Consider the following 18,382-nt stretch of genomic DNA (forward strand, 5'->3'; position numbering starts at 1 on the left):
GATGTCAGCGAACGCCGCCACCGTCGGCGCCGTGCCGGCGCCGCAAGCGGGATTCCAGCCGCCCAGCCTCGCGCTGGCGACGATCGGCCTGGCGCTGGCGTCGTTCATGCAGGTGCTCGACACCACCATCGCCAACGTGTCGTTGCCGGCGATCTCGGGCAACCTCGGTGCGAGCGCCAACCAGGCGACGTGGGTCATCACGTCCTTCGCGGTCAGCAATGCGATCGCGCTGCCGCTGACCGGATTCATGACGCGGCGATTCGGCGAGCGCAAGTTGTTCATGTGGGCGACGCTGGCATTCGTGGCGGCATCGCTGCTGTGCGGCCTGGCCAACAGCATGGGTTTCCTGGTGCTGGCGCGCGCGCTGCAGGGATTCGTCGCCGGACCGATGTATCCGGTAACGCAGGCGCTGCTGATCTCGATCTATCCGCCGCACAAACGTGGGCAGGCGATCGCGCTGCTGGCGATGGTGACCGTCGTGGCACCGATCGCCGGCCCGATCCTGGGCGGCTGGATCACCGACAACTACAGCTGGGAATGGATCTTCTTCATCAACATCCCCATCGGGATCTTTTCCAGCGTGGTCGTCGGGCGCCAGCTCAAGGGACGGCCGGAACGGCTGGAAAAGCCGAAGATGGATTACATCGGCCTGGCCACGCTGGTGCTCGGCGTCGGCGCATTGCAGATCCTGCTCGACCTGGGCAATGACGAGGACTGGTTCAACTCGACCAAGATCGTGATGCTCGCGGTCGTCGCGGTGATCGCGCTGGCGGTATTCCTGATCTGGGAACTCACCGACCGCGACCCGATCGTCAACCTGCGATTGTTCCGCCACCGCAATTTCACCGCCGGCACCATCGCGATGGTCACGGCCTACGCGGCGTTCTTCTCCGTCGGTTTGCTGGTGCCGCTATGGCTGCAGCGCAACCTGGGATACACCGCGATCTGGGCCGGCTACGCCACCGCTCCCATCGGCATCCTGCCGGTGTTGCTGACGCCGTTCGTAGGCCTGTACGCGGCGCGTTTCGACCTGCGCGTGGTCGCGAGCTTTGCGTTCGTGGTGATGGCGTTCACGAGCTTCGTGCGGTCGAGCTTCAACCTGGATGTGGATTTCCAGCATGTCGCCATGGTCCAGCTATGGCAGGGATTGGGCGTCGCGTTGTTCTTCATGCCGGTGCTGACGATCCTGCTCTCGGACCTGGAGCCGCACGAAATCGCCGCGGGGTCCGGTCTTGCGACCTTCGTGCGCACCCTTGGCGGCAGCTTCGCCGCGTCGCTGACGACGTGGGCCTGGAACCAGCGCACGATCGTCCATCATGCCCAGTTGACCGAGCACATCGGCGCATACGATCCGGTGGTGCGGCAGGCCGTGGATGCGTTGGGTGGCGCCGATACGCAACGCGGCGCGGTCATGCTCAACCAGATGATCTCCCAGCAGGCGGCGCAGATCGGCTTCAACGAGATCTTCCACCTGCTCGGAATCATGTTCCTGATCGTGATCGCCTTCGTCTGGATCGCCAAGCCACCGTTCGCGGCCAAGGCATCGAGCGCAGCCGCGCACTGAGCCGGGTGCGCAACGCCGGACGGGCGGTTTCGATGATCGCGTCGGCGCCTTCGGCAGTCAGTCGACGGCGGCCAGGGCATCCACCAGCCGTTCGACCGCAATGACCTCCAGCCCCTTGTAGCTTCCCGACTTCGGCGCGTTCGCCTTCGGCACGATCGCGCGTTTGAATCCATGCGTTGCCGCTTCGCGCAGGCGTTCTTCGCCATTGGGAACCGGGCGGATCTCGCCGGACAATCCGACTTCGCCGAACGCGACCGTCTTGTCGGCCAATGGCTTGTCGCGCAGCGACGACAGCACCGCGAGCAGCACCGGCAGGTCCGCGGCGGTTTCCTGCAGGCGGATGCCGCCGACGACGTTGACGAAGACGTCCTGGTCGCCGACGCCGATGCCGCCATGCCGGTGCAGCACGGCCAGCAACATGGCCAGCCGGTTCTGCTCCAGCCCGACCGCAACCCGTCGCGGGTTGGACAATGGCGAGGAATCGACCAGCGCCTGCACCTCGACCAGCAATGGTCGCGTGCCCTCGCGCGTCACCGTCACGCAACTGCCCGCTTGCGGCGTGCTGCCGCCCGACAGGAAGATCGCCGATGGGTTGGGAACTTCGCGCAGGCCTTTTTCGCCCATGGCGAAAACGCCGAGCTCGTTGACGGCGCCGAAGCGATTCTTGAAGGCACGCAACACCCGGAAGCGGCTGCCGCTTTCGCCCTCGAAATACAGCACGGCGTCGACCATGTGCTCGAGCACGCGAGGCCCGGCGATGCCGCCCTCCTTGGTGACATGGCCGATGAGGAAGACCGCCGTGCCGGTTTCCTTCGCGTAGCGGACCAGCCGCGCGGCGGATTCGCGCACCTGGCTCACCGAACCGGGCGCGGCACTGAGCTGCTCGGTCCACAGGGTCTGCACGGAGTCGGCGACGATGACCTTGGGCCGCATCGCGCTGGCGTGCTCGAGGATGCGCTCCACGCCGGTTTCGGCCAATGCGTGCACGCCGTCGATCGACAGGCCCAGGCGCACGGCGCGACCGGCGACCTGCGCCAGCGATTCCTCGCCGGTGACATACAGCCCGGGAAGCGTGGACGCCATCGAGGCGACGGCTTGCAGCAACAGGGTCGACTTGCCGATGCCGGGATCGCCGCCGACCAGCACCACCGCCCCTTCGACCAGCCCTCCGCCGAGTACGCGATCGAATTCACCGATGCCGGTGGACACGCGCGACTGCTCGTTCTGCACGACGTCCTTCAAAGCGGTGACGCGTTGGGCGTCCACCTTCCCTGCCCAGCCATCGCGCCGGGCGGCCGCGGGTCGGGCCGCGGACTGCACCGAGAATTCGCTGAGCGAATTCCATGCGCCGCACTCTCCGCATTGCCCTTGCCACTTGTTGTGGTCCGCACCGCACTCGCCACAGACATACGTCGAGCGCGACTTGACCGTCACGGCCTTGGCCATCGGGAAACCGGAATGATGTTGGGGCTGCCACTGTAACCGGACGCATTCGCACCCGGAGAGATCGCCATGGTGGCGATGGGCAGCGTCGACGGGTCCGTGGACGCCGGTAGGCTTACAGCGACTGCGCTTCCTCGCGCTGCTGCACGATCCTGGCGGCCTGCGCGTCGGCGGCGACGCGGTGCTGCAGCGACTTGCACAGTTCGATCCCGGCCGTGGTCAGTTCGAGGCCGTAATCGCCCTCCGAGATGAGGCCGCTTTCAACCATCCGCTGGCGGATCGCGCTATCGGAATCGGTCAGCAGCACATGCTGGTCGACCCGTTGCAGCACCTCGAGCAATGCCAGGTCTTCGAGCGAAATTGGATCCATCGATGTTCCCCGCTTTCGCGTCGTCAGCTAGCAGCGATCGGACCGCGTCGCCGCAGCCCGACCAGAAGGTTTGAAATGAAAGTGTAGGTTCGCCACACCGGACGTCAAGCCCTTCGCCGCACTGCTGGCATCGGGAAAGGCCCGCCTGGCGGGCCTTTCCCGGAGATCACCTGCAAGCCGCCCCGTTCAGGCGTCGTGGATCACAAGCCGACGTTGTTGCCGGCGCTCACCGCATTGCGCAGGACACCGGAGAACGGCAGCAACTGGCTCACGAAGCGATTCCAGCGCGTGATGCCCGCCTGCCCGACGAACACGACGTCGCCCGGCTGCAGCAGGAACCGATCGGCAAGGACGAACGCGACGGGCGACTTTGCGTTCAGGTGATACACCGTCCCGGGCGCCCGTTCCATGCCCTGCATGCCGCGGATGACGTACACGGCGCTGGCATTGGAGGTGGTCGGGTCCAGGCCGCCTGCGCGACCGAGCGCCTGCGTCAGCGTCATGTCGGTGGTCTTGAAGTTGATCGCCTGGGGCTTGGTCACCTCACCGACGACATAGACCTCCTTGCGGTCGTTGAACGGCAGGTAGACCTGGTCGCCCGGCTTCAGGTAAATGTCTGGCGCAATGGTGCCATTGCGATTGAGTGCGTCCTGGTCGAGCCGGTAACTCTTGCCATCGCGCACCAGCACCAGGCCGGAGATGTCGGCCTGCTCTGCATTGATACCCGCACGTCCGACCGCCTGCGACAAGGTCAGCGGCACCGGGGTGATTTCCTGCGGGGCGGTATTGGTGAAAGCACCCTGCATCGATACGCGGCTGCCGTAACCCACGACGTTGAGGTCGACCTGCGGATCGTTGAGGTAACGGCCGAGCTTGCTCGCAAGCGTGCTGCGGACTTTCTCGATGGTCATGCCGGTCACGTTGATCTTGCCCGCGTAGGGAAAGAAGAACGAACCATCCGGCTGCACCTGCCGGCCGTTGGAGACAGCCTGCTGCTGCGAACCAGCCGGAGCGGTCAGTTCCGGGTGATCCCACACGGTCACCAGCAAGGTGTCGCCCGGCTGGATCCGGTACGACTCGGGACGGTAACTGGCCAACTCGGCCGGAACCTGCTGGGCCTGCATGCCGGCCGTGCTGTTGGCGACGAGTTCCGGGGTGATCGGGACCACCTTGACCTCACCGGTCTCGATCAAATTGACGCGGGGCGTCTCGCCTGTCGACAGCTGCTGACCCATGCACCCGCCGAGCAGGACGACGGCGACCGTCGGCATTGCAAAAGCACGAAGCAAGTTGTTCACGTTGGCATCCTCGTTGACCAAAAGGCACCGGCAGTCGATTCGTTCGAATACCTGGATCACGCATCACGACGCGCGAACATGCCGGTTGTGTGGGGACGTGGTCCCGAAGCGACGGACCGCGCCTGCTTGTTTCAACGGCAGCGTCCACTCAACGCAACCGTGAACGGAAGCCTAAGCGTGCATCCCGCGTTCATGATGTGAAATTCGGGTCCAGATGCCCGACGCCGGGAGTCAACGTCCGCCGCAATGGCAGTTCGTCCGGCCGCCAGGCTCCGGCCCGTCCACCCGATTCTCGATTTTCACGTCCAGGAGGCCCGCGTACTCCTTCAGCGCGCGGCCGCTGCGCCATAACGCGCTGCGGGTCGGGAGCCAGCGCTGCTCCCAATCCATCGGCGCGAATTCAGGCTCCGGCACCGAGACGGGAACCACCTCCACGCCTGCATCGCGGAACAACAGGCTCGCCCGCGGCATATGCAGCGAGGAGGTCACCAGCAGGACCCGATGCACGCCATGCTGCCGGGCGAGCTGGGCAGTGAAGACGGCGTTGTCGCGCGTATTCCTGCTGTGCTGCTCCAGCAGCAGGGCCGATGCGGGGATCCCCAGCCTGCCGATGGCCTGCGCCATCAGGTCGGCCTCCGTATGGCCTGGCCTGCCGCGACCGCCGGACAGGATGATGATTGGCGCGCGCCCCCCCAGCCAGGCGCGGGCCCCTGCCGCGAGTCGGCTGTGGACGAGGTCGTCCGGACCGACGTCCGGGCGCGCGGTCCACTCATACGAGCCGCCCCCCAGCACGACGATGGCATCCGCGCGCGGGAGCGTGGCTTCGGCCACGACGGGATGCCGTCGCTCGAGTGACTGGCGCAACCAATCCGAGAATGCCGGCACCGACCAGAGCAGGGACCAGCCCAGCGCCATCGCGCCAAAGGCCACGGCCAGCTTGCGCTGGCGCAGCAGCAGGACCACGAGGGCCAGCGCGAGCAGTACCGCCGACAAGGCAAGCGGATAGGTGAGCGTGACAAGCAGTTTGTGCAGGTTCATGGCGACAACGCGGTCAGGACGGCGCGCGCTGGTCGCAGTAGTCGACCGGCGCGGACGGCGGCCTGCCCGCAGCCGACCCCACGCTGCGATCGAGCAGCAATTCGTCGTACACGGCGATGGTCCTGGCGATCACCGATCGTTCGTCGAATTCCGCCAGTGCCTTCTCGCGTGCGCAATCGCCCAGCCTCGCCAGCAACGCGCGATCGTCGTCCAGTTGCCTGAGCGCATCGGCAAGCGAGTGCGCGCTGCGCGGCTCGACGTGCAGGCCGTCCACGCCGTGCGTGCCCACGACTTCACGGCAGCCGGCCATGTTGGTTGTCACCAGCGCCAAGCCGCAGGCCGCGCCTTCGATCAGGCTTTTCGGCACGCCCTCGCGGTAGTAACTGGGGAGCGCCATGACGTCGACCGAACGCAGCAATGCAGGCATGTCGTCGACATGACCAAGCCAGGTGACGCACCCTTCCCTGACCCAGGCCTCGACCTGCTCGTGGCCGACCGAACGCGGATTGCCGGGATCGGGCGTTCCGGCGATCCGGAAATCGATGCTCCTGCCCTCCTGTTTCAGCAGGCGTGCCGCCTCGACGTATTCGCCGATACCTTTTTCCCACAACAGGCGCGCGGCGAGCACGACGCGCAGCGGCGGGCGCCCGGCCGGTCGCTCGACCGGGGTGAAGCGACTGATGTTGACGCCGGAACTGCGGATGACGCGGATCTGCTCCAGCGGGACCATGCGCGAGCTGACGAACGCTTCCGCGTCGTCGGGATTCTGCAGGATCAGTCGCGATCTCCTGCCGCCAAGCGTGCCGCGCATCAGCAGCTTGACGACCGGCCGCAGGGCCCGCGCGAGCGCACGGTCGCTGGTGAAGACGTAACCCATGCCCGCCACGGCATTGATGACGACGGGAGTTCGCGCCATGCGCGCTGCCATCGCGCCATACACCGCGCACTTGACCGTGAAGTTGTGCAGCACATCGGGGCGCTCGGCCTTCAATACCCGCGCCAGCCGATGGACAGTCAGCAGCTCACGCATCGGATTCAGGCTCGCGCGATCCATGTCAAGCGTGATCCAGCGCAATCCATGGCCGGCGAATCGCCCGCCGAACTCCCCCGGCGGCGACAGCATCACCACTTCGTGTCCGTGCGCCATCAGCTCCAGTGCCGTCGACAACCGGAAGTTGTAGAGGTACCAGTCGGTGTTGGCGTAGAGAACGAACTTCATTGTCGGGTCAGCCTCGCCTGTGCGGGCGCTTGTGCGGGTCGACGACAAAACGTTCGTCCTCGGCGGCCGCCAGTCCCGACAGGAACATCGACGGCAGGATCAGGAACAGCAGGAAGCACGAGGCGTAGCGAATGCCGCTGCCTGGGTTGTAGATGCCGAACGGCACGTAGGAAACGAGCATCACCGCGACCGCCGGCAACCAGCCCAGCACCAGGATCTTGCGCACGATGCCGCGCGGCGACCTGCGCAGCGCCACGTTGAGCGAGTACAGCAATACGAGGACCACCGTCAGGCCCGACAGCAGGAACGGCAGCATCACCGGGCGAGCCATGACCTCGCCGGGTGTCGGGCCCACCAGCGCGAGCGGCAGCGTCCACCACAGGCTCTTGAAGAATCCCGCGGTGGTGTCGATGTTGATCCACGTCCGGGTCGTGTCCGACGCAATGGTGAAGAAGGTCTTCGCCTTGGGAAGCACGTCGTTGGCGATGTAGTCATCGACGGTTGGCCACACGGCCAACAGCACGATCGTCGCGATCGCCGCGAACGCCAATGCCTGGACACCCGCGCTCAATGGCGTCCGCGGTCCCCACGCATAAAGCAGGAACATCAGCAGGAACAAGCCTGCACCCATGCCGAACGGCGCGCGGATGAACGTCATCCCGGCCACGCACACCAGCGCCAGCAACAACCGATGGAACCCCCTCTTCAGGAGGTAACCGACCACTGCGCCCATGAAGAAGCCGAGCAGGCCGATGAACAGCGATTCGCGACCGATGACCGATGCCCACACACCGAAATTCGGCAGCAACAGGATGGCCAGCAGGGGCCATCGGTAGCGGTCGTGCACCTTCGCCTGGGTGATCAGGTAACACACGCCACTGGCCGCGAACAGCGAGTACACGAGGTGCGCCAGCAGGTCCACGTGGACGATTCCCATCAACGTGGTGGCGATGAGGGTGATGAACCGGGTGCGGGCATCGCCGGTCTCGTCGTACGCGCCGGTCAGGTAGGAGTTGGCGTCGCCGAGTTGGCTGAAGTGGCTGTAGACGAAAACGGAAAACAGCGTCCAGCAGATGAAGATCGCGTAGGTACTGGCCAGCGTCAGCCGACGGGGCTGTTCGACCTCCCGCTCTTCAATGATGTCGATGGGCTCCAGGCGCATGTCGCCTTGATACGGCCCGTTGCGTGACAGAGCCGTAAATGAATGCGAAAAATCCGCCGGGTTCTCGGGTCCGTTCACACAGCGTTTCCTCTCGCGGCTTTCTCGTTGCGACGCCTGTGGAAGCGCCGGACGCCCAGCATCGTGCCCAGCAGCAGGACGGCCTCGCCGGCAACGGTTGCCCACGCCGCACCACCGCCGCTGTAGCGGGGAATCAGCAGGACGTTCAGCACGATTGCGACGACGGTTGCCACGCCCATCGCATACACGCGATAGCGCATGTGGTCTTCGGTCAGCAACGCCGAGCCCATGGCAGTCGACAGGAAGCGGATCGGCGGACACAGCGCCAGGATGTACAGGATGTCGATGACGCCGCGATAGCGTTCGCCGAAGACAATGGGCACGATCCAGGGGGAGACCACCACCAGCGCAACGCTCACCGCGATGCCGAGCAGGAACATCGCCACGTTGCCCTGGCGGTACACGGCCCAGAACTTCGGCACGTCATGCGCCGCCCAGCGGTGCAGCTTCGACATCAGGTACTTCTGGTAGATGGTCGCCGGAATCAGGTAGATCGCCGTCATGATCGCCAGCGCGATGCTGTACATGCCGGCCTGCGCATCGCTGTGCAGGTACTTGAGCAGGATCGTGCTGATCTGGAAGAAGACCGGATACAGGATCGCGAACACGCCATAGGCCCAGGCCTGGGACCAGAGCTCGCCGATTCGCGGATGCGGTCCGGCCGGCACGGCCGCGGCTTCGCGCGGCCCGTGCCCATGCAGGTCCATCTCCCCCCGCATCATCCGGCGGATGTGCGGAAACGCCGAGCCGAAGACGAGCAACGCGATCAGGCTGTAGCTGACTGCAACGAACTTGCCAGTCAGCTGCGGCACCAGCAGCAACGACAGCGCCACCACCAGCCGGCTCGCCGGGATGGCCATCTGCCACAGCGCCATTTCCCCGTAACGCTCCTCCAGGCGCAACTTGTTGCTCATCAGGTCGATGGCCAGGAAGCTCAGCACGACGGGCGACAGCACCACCAGTGCGAAGCGGGTTCCGTTGGCGGGCGCGACCAGCACCGCCCAAGCGATGATGATGGCGAATGCGACCAGGGTCGTGCCATGGGTGAAGCGCAGCGACGGGGTCAGCCAGCGATTGGCGCCCCATCCCTCAACGCCGTAGGCCTTGAGGCGGAACTGCGTGAGGCCGAAGCCTGCCAGCGGCGCGACCATCGTCACAGTCGCCAGCGACGAGGCGAACAAGCCGTACGCCGACGGCCCCAGCTCGCGCGCAAGCAGTGTCTGCGTCGCGAAAACCATGCCCGCGCCAAGGGCCGTCGCCACGCCGAGCATGGAAACGGTCGTCAGTGCCCGGCGCCAGCCAGGGATCATCCTGAAGCCGGTGCGGCGGGTGATCGAGGCCGAGGCAGCGACCAGCCCAGCCGCGAAATCTGATTTCATCAAGCCACTTCCTACGATAGCGGCCATGAATGTACAAGCGGCGAAGTGAAGAACCGCTCCACATTCAGTCGGGCTACCACCCCCCATGGCGCAATGGGCTGGCCCCGGAAACGATGACGGCCCGGGCAGTGACGCCCGGGCCGATCATGTCCCCGCCCCCCGGGGCTTACTTGTAGAAGTTGGATCCGATCGTCACGTTGGTCGCCGTGCTCCTGATCAGCATGTCACGCGAGACCTTGCTGTTATATCCGGTCAGGTAGAAATCGACGCGGTCCTTGTTGCCCAGGCGACAGTAATTGTTGAAGGAGACATTGTTCTTCATCGTCAGGTTGCTGCCGCTGTAGAACTGGACGCCCGTGGCCGAATTGTTCTGCACCAGGCTGTTCTGCACCGTCACCTGCGAGCATCCCAGCGTGACCACGCCACAGCTGCCATTGCTCTCGATCGTGCACCCATCAAGGTTGATGTTGGAGGCGCGCTTGTAGATGTTGATGCCGTACTTGGCATTGTTGTTCAGGCGGCAATTCTGGATCAGGATGTTGTAGGCCGGATCGGTGTTGTCCGGCTCGATGTCGATCCCGCATTCCGGACTCGTACCCTTGGTGTAGGAAAATTCGCTGTCATGGACCTGGACGTCGTGGCACCAGGTGAGGCTGAGTCCCTGGCGGCGGTTCTGCGTCGAGACGACATTGGCGATCACCAGGTCGGAGGTGTTGCCGCCGGTGCAGATGCCGTCGCCGGCGCACTTGCCAACCCACAGGTCGCGGATGGTGACGCCGGTGCAGCCGATGATCTGGATGCCATGGTTCCATTCCGACGTACTGGTGCTGACATAGGTGTGCGTGTCGCGATCGCCCATCAACTGACCACCGGCGATCTCCACCTGCGTGCGCTTGCTGGCAAACAGGATGTAGGCGCGGATGGCCGAGTTGGACTTGGCCTTGAGGATCGCATTGGGATCCATGTTGAGCAGCATGTAGCTGCGCAGGTTGATCTTCCTGGTCGGATCGATCAGGTAGGTTCCGGCCGGGACGTTGACGGTGCCGCCTGCCGCCGGTAGCGCATTGATGGCCGCCTGGAACGCCGCCGTGTCATCGTGGATGCCGTCACCGACCGCGCCATAGGTCTTGACCGACAGGACCGTGGTTCCGCGGGTACGGGTTGGTGGGACATAAGTGGATGCGGCGGCGGGCAGGCTGATCCCGCCCAGCACGAGGGGAACGCTCAGCAGGACGGAATTGCGCAGGAACTGACGACGGGGCATGCCTGCATTGCAGATCCCAGACAGCACTTGTTGCTCTTTCACGGAAACCTCCCTCATGGCGCACTTGGCGTGCAGCCGGACACCGGTGGATGACAGCGGAATCACGCGGTTTTCACACCGGCCGGACCGGCCCCTGTTCCCATGTCAAGGCGGTGTGAACGTGACGTGGCCGAATCTAGCGAACGTCGCGCGCTTGTCATGCACCAATTCGCCGAACTGTGCGCTGGCTCAACAGTTCACATCGTGGATCGCGCATTCATCTTGTGATTGCGGCCCCTGGCATCCATGCAGCGCCGTGCATGCACCACACTTTGCGCAGCGCCGCGAAAAGGCCCGAATCCGGGCGCGCTGCACCTGGCCTGCGGGAGCTGGCATCCAGCGTCGCCCCGGGTTGCATGCGGCCACAAAAAAAGGGGCGTTGCTGCCAACGCCCCTCGTCATGGTCCCCGCCACGTTTACGCGGCGGCTACTTGTAGCTGTTCGTCTGGATGGCGATACCGCCGACCGTGCCCCGGATCAGGATGTCGCGTTCGATCTTCGACGCCCACCCCGTCAGGGTGAAGGGTGTACGGGTCTTGATGCCACTGCGGGTGTAGTTGCCGTAGGACACCCCACCGGTCACGTTGACGCTCGACGATCCGTCGCGGATGAAGATGCCCGTCGCCGAGTTGTAGCGCACCGTGTTGCCGACGAAATGGATGCCGGAACAGTAGTTGGTGACAGCCCCGCAGCTTTCGTTCCGCTCGATGGTATTGCCCGTCAGCGTGACGTTGCTGACGCGCTTCCAGATGTTGATGCCGTACATGGCGTTGTACTTGAGGCTGCAATTCTGGATCACGATGTCGTAGGCGGTGCTGGTGCCATCGGGCTCGATGTCGATGCCGCACTGCGGGCTGGTGCCCTTGGTGTAGCTGAACTCGGAGTTGTAGACCCGGATGCCGTTGCAACGGGTGAGGGACAGTCCCTGGCGGCGGTTCTGGGTGGACACGATGTTGGCGATGACGACGTCGCTCGCCCCGCCACCCAGGCACACACCGTCACCGGCGCACTTGGCCACGTACAGGTCACGCACGGTGATGTGGCTCCCGCCGTTGATGCCAATGCCGTGGTTCCACTCGGAGGTGCTGCCACTGACGTAGTGGTGCGTATCGCGATCACCGATCAACTTGCCGCCCGCGATCTCGACGTTGGTGCGGCCGGTGACGTTCAGGATGTAGGAGCGCGTCGCTGAATTGGTCTTCGCCTTGAGCGTGGCGTTTGGATCCATGTTGAGCAACATGTAGCTGCGCAGGGTGATCCGCTTCGTCGGGTCGATCAGGTAGGTGCCTGAGGGGATGTAGACGGTGCCGCCGGTGGACGGGAGCGAATTGATCGCTGCCTGGATGGCCGCGGTATCGTCGCTGGTGCCGTTACCGAGGGCGCCGTAGTTCTTGACGTTGCGGTAGGCGGTACCGCGGGGGCGGGGGGCCGGGGCATAGGCGGCAGCGGCCGAGAAGCTCACGCCTCCCAGGACCAGCGGCACTGTCATGACCATGGAGTTGCGGAGGAATTCCCTGCGGGGCATGTCGGAGCCGCGCGAGCTGGGCACGATTTCGTTTTGATTGACCAATTTTTTGAATCCTGGGCTGGCGCCGGACATGAACAACCGACGTCTTCTCATGGGATTGGGCCTGGGCGGCCCAGCGAACCACGACACGAACGGAAAGACGTAAAGGAATGTCTAATCCACGTGAAAACGTGTGCGGCAGAGCCTACTGGGCAGTTCGGGCCGTCGTGCAAAGAAAATGTAAAAAGCGCGCGAAGGTCACGGTCGTGACAGCCGCTTCTTCAGTTTCAATGCAGGTTGCTGACTACGCGGTTTGCACATTGGTGAATGCGCGTCCCGGACAACGGAAAGCCCCGGGGCGACCGGGGCTTTCGCGCTGAAACAGGCGCGGGAACAGGGTTATTTGTAGAGGTTGGAACCGATGCTCAAGTGCTGCGTGTTGGACGGCTGCTGGATGTCACGGGAAATCGCAGACTTCCATCCGGTGTAGGAGAAGTCGGGGCTACGGTCGAGGGCGGCGCCCTTCGTGCGGTTGTTGTAGAAGGTGTTCCCCGAGATGTAGATGTAGTCACCGTAGTAGAGCGCGATGCCCGGGGCGTAGTTCTGCTGCACGACGTTGTTGGTGTAATGGATGTTGTTGGTGCCGGTCTTGCCGTTGACCACCATGCCGTTGCGGCCGTTGTATTCGATCAGGCACTTGGTCACGGTGACCTGGGACACATTGCTGACGCAATGGACACCGTCCTTGGCATTGTGGTGCAACCAGCAATTCTCGATGTGCACGTTCTTGCACGTATAGGTGCCGAGCGGCTCGATGTCGATGCCGAACTCCGGCGCGGTGCCCTGCGTGTAGCTGAACTCCGAGTCGTAGACGGCGATGTTGCTGCACAGCGTCAGGGACAAGCCCTGGCGGCGGTTGTGGGTCGAGATGATGTTGACGAACATCACGTCGTCCGACCCGCCACCAACGCAGATCCCGTCGCCCGTGCACTCCGCGATCCGGATGTCGCGGATCGTCAAGCGGTCGCCGTTGGCGATCTGGATGCCATGGTTCCACTCATCCGTCGAACCGGATGCGTACTTGTGCGTCGCGCGGTCGCCAATGATCTGGCCGCCAGCGATCTCGACTTCCGAGATGTTGTTGATGTAGAGGACGTAGGCGCGCTTCACGGACGACGTCTTCGCCTTCAGCGTCGCACCATCGGCCATCTGCAACAGCATGTTGCTGCGCAGCCGGATGCCCATGGTGGTGACGGTATCGATCATGTAGGTGCCGGCCGGGATCGCGACCGTGCCCCCAGTGGACGGCAGGCTGTTGATCGCGGCCTGGATGGCCTTGGTGTCGTCGGTGGATCCGTCACCCTTGGCGCCATAGTCCTTGACGTTGCGAACGGTGGTCCCGCGCTTGCGGGACGTCGGGATGAAGCCGGAGCTGACGATTGCGGAGAAGGCCGGGGCCACGGCGATGGCGCAGGCAGCGGCGATTGCGGAGGTCAGGAACTTGCGACGATGCATGGAATTGGGTTCTCTCGGGAGTTGGACAGACAGCGTGTCCATCAGGGGGATGAGTTGCGGGAAGATTCATGGCAAGGCATCCAAGCCCCGCGCGCCTTGGGCACGAGTTCTGTGTTGATCAGCAAAGTCACCGCACCCCAGGTTGTGCCGACTGCTGCCGGCGCCTCGACGTATTCAGTCCAAACGGACCATCGAACCACGCCACGATCGAGCTGCGGATCGACGTTTATCGATGTCGAGCCCACGTGAAAGCGCGGACCGTGAGGCTACGGTCCACTGTCGAGTCCAATGCAAAGAAAACGTGAAAGCGCGACGGCGGTACGGCCGCTTCTTCAGCGTTCATCCATGTAACTGACTACGCCTTTCGGACGACGCCAGCCCCCTGAGGTCGTCAGCCCCCGCCGACGTTGTCTGAAAACGTGACGCCGTGGGCGTCATCCGCGACGTGCACCTGCCTTCTCCACGCAGGCGTAGCGGTATCGCGTGCAGCACCCGCATTCAGCGTTTCCATCCCGTTCGCGTCGAACTGGTTCCCGCGGATCTCGACCCCGACCGCGTTCCCGCGCAGCGAAATCCCCGGCTGTCGATTGTCATGAATGCGGTTGCCTGCAATCACCGAGTCCCTCGCCCCCACGACAACGATGCCTGGCGCCTGGTTTCCCGCGATGGTGCAATCGGCAATCGTGACGCCCCAGACCCGCCTGTACACCTGGATGCCGGGGCCGCGGTTGTTCCGCACCAGGCAGCGCTCGATGCGGATGTCGCCTGCGTCGGAGGGCGAATCAGGCTCGATGTCGATCCCCGCCTGCGGTGCCGTGCCGCCTGTGTCGCTGAATTCGGAGTCGTAGACGCGCACGTTCTGCGATCGGCCGATGGTGAGCCCTTGTCGCCGGTTTCCCACGCACACCACGCGCGCCACGACCACGTCCCGGCTCGTCGGCACGGGACGGCCAGGCCGCGACGCATCCGCACCGATGGAGATCCCGTCTCCCCAGCAACGGGAAATCCGGATGTCGCGAATGGTCACCGCCGATGAACCACGGGACGTGAGGCCATGCCCCCACTCGCCGCCGAGCCCCAGGTGCCGATCGCGATCTCCGACGATCGCGCCACCGGAAACCTCGACGTCGTGCGCATCCTGGATCAGGACGACGTACGCGCGCTCGAGCGCATTGCTCTTCGCCACCAGTGTCGCGCCCGGTGCCAGCTGCAGGTGCATCCGGCTGCGCAGGCGCAGGCTGCGCGCCGGGTCGACCAGGTAGTTGCCCGGCCCGACGCGCACGGTCCCGCCATCGGACGGCAGGGCGTCGACGGCGCGCTGCAACGCCAGCGTATCGTCGTGGACGCCGTCGCCACGCACGCCAAAATCCCGAACATCCAGTTGCGCCGCTCCCCTCGCCCGCATCGGCACGAGAGTGGCCGCCGCTCCGACGCGGGCCGATGCCAGTGGCGAAAGCAAAGCGGCATACAGCAGCTGCCTGCGCTGCATGCCGACGTTTCCCAGCACGCGTTCGTCGCGATCCGTCACGGACGTGGCTGGTCGTCGGCCGGTTGCCCGGCGATCCAGGGCAGGACCACGGCAAGCAGGTAGAACTTCGACGCGTGGTACTTGTTGTCCAGCCGGCACCGGTTGCGGTCCAGCCAGTCGACGGCACCGGGCAACACGTCGCGGGCCTCCTGCGCGAACCCACGGACGCGGTCGAATCGCTGCCTGGCCAGGCCGCAAAGGTCGAAGCGGAAGCTGCCCTTCCTGGCGACATACGGCAACACGCCGAACCGTTCGGCGATGTGCCTGCGCACGAGGACCTTGTTGACCTTCGCCACCGGATCGATCATCTGCTCACGCGGAACGTTGTTGTAGACCCACTCGCGCAGGTCGTGGTCGCACAGCGGATAGGCTGCATGGATCCCCATCGCATCGGTCGTGTAGAGACCCTTGGCGAAACCGGCGGCAGCGCCCGAGATGGACATGCTGATGACGCGCAATTCGTCGTGGCTGGTCGCGGAGCAAATCTCTGCCTTGAACGGATTCAGGCGCTCGCGTGACCTGGATGCGATCTTCATGCCGAACAACGCATCAACCTCCGCATCGGTGAAGCGCGAGCCCGGGAAGATCCGCTCGATGGGGTCCATCTGCACGGTGCCGAGCAGATAGCACAGCTTGAAGTTGTGCCCGATCAAGGGCAGCTCCGAGATCGCCGGAGGCAGCCGCAGGCCCCGCGCCAGCCAGTACAGGAATTTCTTGCGCGCCTGCGCTGGCGCGCCGAAGTAGCTGTCGGAACCCATGCCGTCGATGATGCCGTCGCCGCCGTTGGCCGCGACTTCGGTGGCGAGGTCCGCGTAGGACAGCAACGCGAAATCGGCCGTCAGGAGCGGCATCCTGTGCGCGATCGCCACATAGCGGTCATAGGCCCGACCCGGCTCGCACACGAGGGCCTCGTGCCGAAGCCCGAGTCTCCTCGCCACGAATTCGGCCGATGCGAGTTCGTTCTCCTCGGGGCCGCCCAGGTATGTGATGCAGGTGGTGTCCGGCCTGGTTTCCGCGATGGCGATCGCCATCGTCGTCGAATCCTTGCCTCCGCTTTGCAGCAACCAGGGCGTGCGGAGCTCCGCACAGGATCTCGTCACCGCCTCGCACAGCAACCGGTGGTAGGTGGCCACGAGGTCCTCGTCGATCTTGCCCGCCTCGCTGCTCTTCCCCGCATCGCGGAACCGGTAGTGGAACTCAGGATCCGCCTGCATGTCGTGGTGGGGGAAAAATCCGAACGTCGCGAGCTTGACCTCTTCGTAGATCGAGTGCGGTGGATAGACGAAGGCATTGCGCAGCAGGTCGGCGACCGAAACAGGATCGATCTTCGTGCGCTGCGATCGCGCATCGATGCTGGCGAAATCCGGTTTGCCGTAATAAGGGGACATGGCGATCTGCATGTTGCCGGTCGGCATGGAATCCCCGACCGGGGTCGTCGGCCCTATGCGAGCCAGCGGCGCCGGCTGGAGGGTGGCGCGTGCCGAAGTCGCGCCAGTGATGCCGGCATTCAGTGGCAGCGTACCGGATGTTTCCCTCGTCATGCAGTCTCCGGCTTGTGCGTGTGCTCGACGATCCACGGAAGAACGATCGCCAACAGGTAGAACTTCGACGCGTGGTACTTGTTGTCGAGCAGGCTGCGGTTGCGCTCGAGCCATCGCGCCGCACCGGGCAGGACGTCGCTGGCCTGGCGTGCAAAGGCATGGACCTGGTCGAAGCGCGCGCTGGCCAGGCCACACAGGCTGAAGCGGAAACTGCCCTTGGCGGCCACGTAGGGCAACTCCCCGAAGCGCGTGGAAATATGCTCGCGCACCAGCACCTTGCTGAGCCTGGTGGCGGGATCCACCTTCTTGTCCAGGGGAACCTCGTCATACACCCAATCGCGAAACTGGCGGTCGCAAAAAGGAAAGGCAATCTGCATCGACAGCGCGTTGGTCGTGTAGATGCCCTTGCCGAAGCCGCCGGTGGCGGCAGCTATGGACAAGGAGATGTCGCGCCACTCATCCAGGCTCGATGCCGACGCCAGCTCCGGCTCGAACAGGCCCAGCCGCGCCCTGGATTCCTGCGCGACCTGCCGCCCGAACAGCGCGTCCACTTCGTCGTCGGTGAAGCGCGACCCCGGGAAGACGCGCTCGACCGCGCGCATCTGCAGCGTGGACAAGGCATAGCAGAGCTTGAAATTCCGCCTGACCAGCGGCAATTCGAAAATGGAGGGCGGCAGGCGGATTCCGCGCGCAAGCCAGAAGAGCATGCGTTGCTGCAGCTTCACCGGTGTCCCGAAATAGTTGTCCGATCCCAGGCCGTCGATCACGCCGTCGCCGCCGTTGCGCGCGATCTCCGTGGCCAGGTCCACGTAGGACAGCAGCGCGAAGTCCGCGCTGAGCAGTGGCATGCGGTCGATAAGGTCGAGGTAGCGGTCGTAGGCACGGCCGGGATCGCATACCAGCTGCTCGTGGCGCAGGCCCAGGGTCGCCGCGACGTGGGTCGCCGAAGCGACCTCGTTCTCCTCGGTTCCTCCCAGATAGGTGATGCAGGTCGTATCGGGTCGGGATTCGGCCAGCGCGATCGCCAGCGTGGTGGAATCCTTGCCTCCGCTCTGCAGCAGCCATGGGGATTGCATGCCTTCGCATGCGCGCGCAGTCGCCTCGCACAACAGCCGATGGTAGTTGCCGACCCAGTCCTGCTGCCCACCGTCGACGGCCTTGCTCTGTCCCTGGTGGCGAAAATCGAAATGAAATTCCGGGGCGCTGTCCATCTCCTGCTGGGGAGTGAAACCGAGCGGCAGCTGCTTGACTCCTTCGAGCGTGGAGTGCGGGGCGAAGACGATCGAGTTGCGCAGGATGTCGGCAACGGAAACCAGGTCGATGTCGCCGGCAAGCTTGCCGGCAAGCCGGGAAAAATCCGGCTTGCCGTGGTAAGGCGACAAGTTGACGTGCATGCGTCTTCCCCTGCGGCGAATCGCCTGCGGGCAATGCGCCCGG

Annotated in this window: 14 protein-coding genes; 1 reads left to right on the forward strand and 13 read right to left on the reverse strand. The window is 64.6% G+C overall.

The genetic code is table 11. The annotated features are described in order from the left end of the window. Position 1 precedes the first annotated feature (1 nt). Positions 2-1,564 carry a DHA2 family efflux MFS transporter permease subunit gene (locus GST15_RS04910; RefSeq protein ID WP_159016108.1) on the forward strand — a complete coding sequence of 521 codons (1,563 nt, stop codon included), beginning with the start codon at positions 2-4 and terminating at the stop codon, positions 1,562-1,564. A gap of 57 nt (positions 1,565-1,621) precedes the next feature. Here GST15_RS04910 and radA read toward each other — a convergent pair whose 3' ends face one another. The 13 genes from radA to GST15_RS04975 all read right to left on the reverse strand — a co-directional run bounded on the left by radA (position 1,622) and on the right by GST15_RS04975 (position 18,339). Continuing rightward, positions 1,622-3,010, reverse strand: a complete 1,389-nt coding sequence (gene radA, locus GST15_RS04915; protein WP_199268713.1) for a DNA repair protein RadA — start codon at positions 3,008-3,010, stop codon at positions 1,622-1,624. A gap of 112 nt (positions 3,011-3,122) precedes the next feature. After that, on the reverse strand, positions 3,123-3,377 hold the full coding sequence (locus tag GST15_RS04920) for a hypothetical protein (RefSeq protein ID WP_159016109.1): 255 nt from the start codon (positions 3,375-3,377) through the stop codon (positions 3,123-3,125). Between the two features lie 200 nt (positions 3,378-3,577). Then, positions 3,578-4,675, reverse strand: a complete 1,098-nt coding sequence (locus tag GST15_RS04925; RefSeq protein ID WP_233263050.1) for a polysaccharide biosynthesis/export family protein — start codon at positions 4,673-4,675, stop codon at positions 3,578-3,580. A gap of 231 nt (positions 4,676-4,906) precedes the next feature. After that, complete coding sequence (locus GST15_RS04930) at positions 4,907-5,713, reverse strand: YdcF family protein (protein WP_159016110.1); 807 nt, start codon at positions 5,711-5,713, stop codon at positions 4,907-4,909. A 13-nt stretch (positions 5,714-5,726) separates the two neighbouring features. Further along, positions 5,727-6,932 (reverse strand): glycosyltransferase family 4 protein, encoded by a 1,206-nt coding sequence (locus GST15_RS04935; RefSeq protein ID WP_159016111.1) that lies wholly within the window; start codon positions 6,930-6,932, stop codon positions 5,727-5,729. 7 nt (positions 6,933-6,939) lie between these two features. After that, entirely contained in the window at positions 6,940-8,094 is a 1,155-nt protein-coding gene (locus tag GST15_RS04940; protein WP_159016112.1) for a hypothetical protein, read from the reverse strand. Positions 8,095-8,168: 74 nt separating this feature from the next. Next, positions 8,169-9,551, reverse strand: coding sequence for a lipopolysaccharide biosynthesis protein (locus GST15_RS04945; RefSeq protein ID WP_159016113.1), 1,383 nt, complete (start codon positions 9,549-9,551; stop codon positions 8,169-8,171). 166 nt (positions 9,552-9,717) lie between these two features. Beyond that, positions 9,718-10,857 carry a right-handed parallel beta-helix repeat-containing protein gene (locus GST15_RS04950; protein WP_159016114.1) on the reverse strand — a complete coding sequence of 380 codons (1,140 nt, stop codon included), beginning with the start codon at positions 10,855-10,857 and terminating at the stop codon, positions 9,718-9,720. A 424-nt stretch (positions 10,858-11,281) separates the two neighbouring features. After that, the gene (locus GST15_RS04955; protein ID WP_159016115.1) at positions 11,282-12,343 is read right to left on the reverse strand and encodes a glycosyl hydrolase family 28-related protein; all 1,062 of its coding nucleotides are present in this window, start codon (positions 12,341-12,343) and stop codon (positions 11,282-11,284) included. A 417-nt stretch (positions 12,344-12,760) separates the two neighbouring features. Continuing rightward, a complete protein-coding gene (locus tag GST15_RS04960; protein WP_159016116.1) occupies positions 12,761-13,876 on the reverse strand; it encodes a right-handed parallel beta-helix repeat-containing protein in 1,116 nt (371 codons plus the stop codon). Positions 13,877-14,267: 391 nt separating this feature from the next. Next, on the reverse strand, positions 14,268-15,404 hold the full coding sequence (locus GST15_RS04965) for a right-handed parallel beta-helix repeat-containing protein (RefSeq protein ID WP_159016117.1): 1,137 nt from the start codon (positions 15,402-15,404) through the stop codon (positions 14,268-14,270). Then, complete coding sequence (locus GST15_RS04970; protein WP_159016118.1) at positions 15,401-16,945, reverse strand: asparagine synthase-related protein; 1,545 nt, start codon at positions 16,943-16,945, stop codon at positions 15,401-15,403. The genes GST15_RS04965 and GST15_RS04970 overlap by 4 nt, the downstream gene beginning before the upstream one ends. Further along, positions 16,942-18,339, reverse strand: coding sequence for an asparagine synthase-related protein (locus tag GST15_RS04975; RefSeq protein WP_159016119.1), 1,398 nt, complete (start codon positions 18,337-18,339; stop codon positions 16,942-16,944). Before GST15_RS04975 ends, GST15_RS04970 begins: the two co-directional genes overlap by 4 nt. Positions 18,340-18,382: the final 43 nt, after the last annotated feature.

Origin of the sequence: Cognatiluteimonas profundi, assembly GCF_009792795.1 — a bacterium.
GTDB lineage: Bacteria > Pseudomonadota > Gammaproteobacteria > Xanthomonadales > Xanthomonadaceae > Cognatiluteimonas > Cognatiluteimonas profundi.

Bases quoted from the DNA above. Each gene is read 5' to 3' on its own strand.
- GST15_RS04910 (WP_159016108.1), top strand. From the start codon at position 2: ATGTCAGCGAACGCCGCCACCGTCGGCGCCGTGCCGGCGCCGCAAGCG.
- radA (WP_199268713.1), bottom strand. From the start codon at position 3,010: ATGGCCAAGGCCGTGACGGTCAAGTCGCGCTCGACGTATGTCTGTGGC.
- GST15_RS04920 (WP_159016109.1), bottom strand. From the start codon at position 3,377: ATGGATCCAATTTCGCTCGAAGACCTGGCATTGCTCGAGGTGCTGCAA.
- GST15_RS04930 (WP_159016110.1), bottom strand. From the start codon at position 5,713: ATGAACCTGCACAAACTGCTTGTCACGCTCACCTATCCGCTTGCCTTG.
- GST15_RS04935 (WP_159016111.1), bottom strand. From the start codon at position 6,932: ATGAAGTTCGTTCTCTACGCCAACACCGACTGGTACCTCTACAACTTC.
- GST15_RS04940 (WP_159016112.1), bottom strand. From the start codon at position 8,094: ATGCGCCTGGAGCCCATCGACATCATTGAAGAGCGGGAGGTCGAACAG.
- GST15_RS04945 (WP_159016113.1), bottom strand. From the start codon at position 9,551: ATGAAATCAGATTTCGCGGCTGGGCTGGTCGCTGCCTCGGCCTCGATC.
- GST15_RS04955 (WP_159016115.1), bottom strand. From the start codon at position 12,343: ATGACAGTGCCGCTGGTCCTGGGAGGCGTGAGCTTCTCGGCCGCTGCC.
- GST15_RS04960 (WP_159016116.1), bottom strand. From the start codon at position 13,876: ATGCATCGTCGCAAGTTCCTGACCTCCGCAATCGCCGCTGCCTGCGCC.
- GST15_RS04970 (WP_159016118.1), bottom strand. From the start codon at position 16,945: ATGACGAGGGAAACATCCGGTACGCTGCCACTGAATGCCGGCATCACT.
- GST15_RS04975 (WP_159016119.1), bottom strand. From the start codon at position 18,339: ATGCACGTCAACTTGTCGCCTTACCACGGCAAGCCGGATTTTTCCCGG.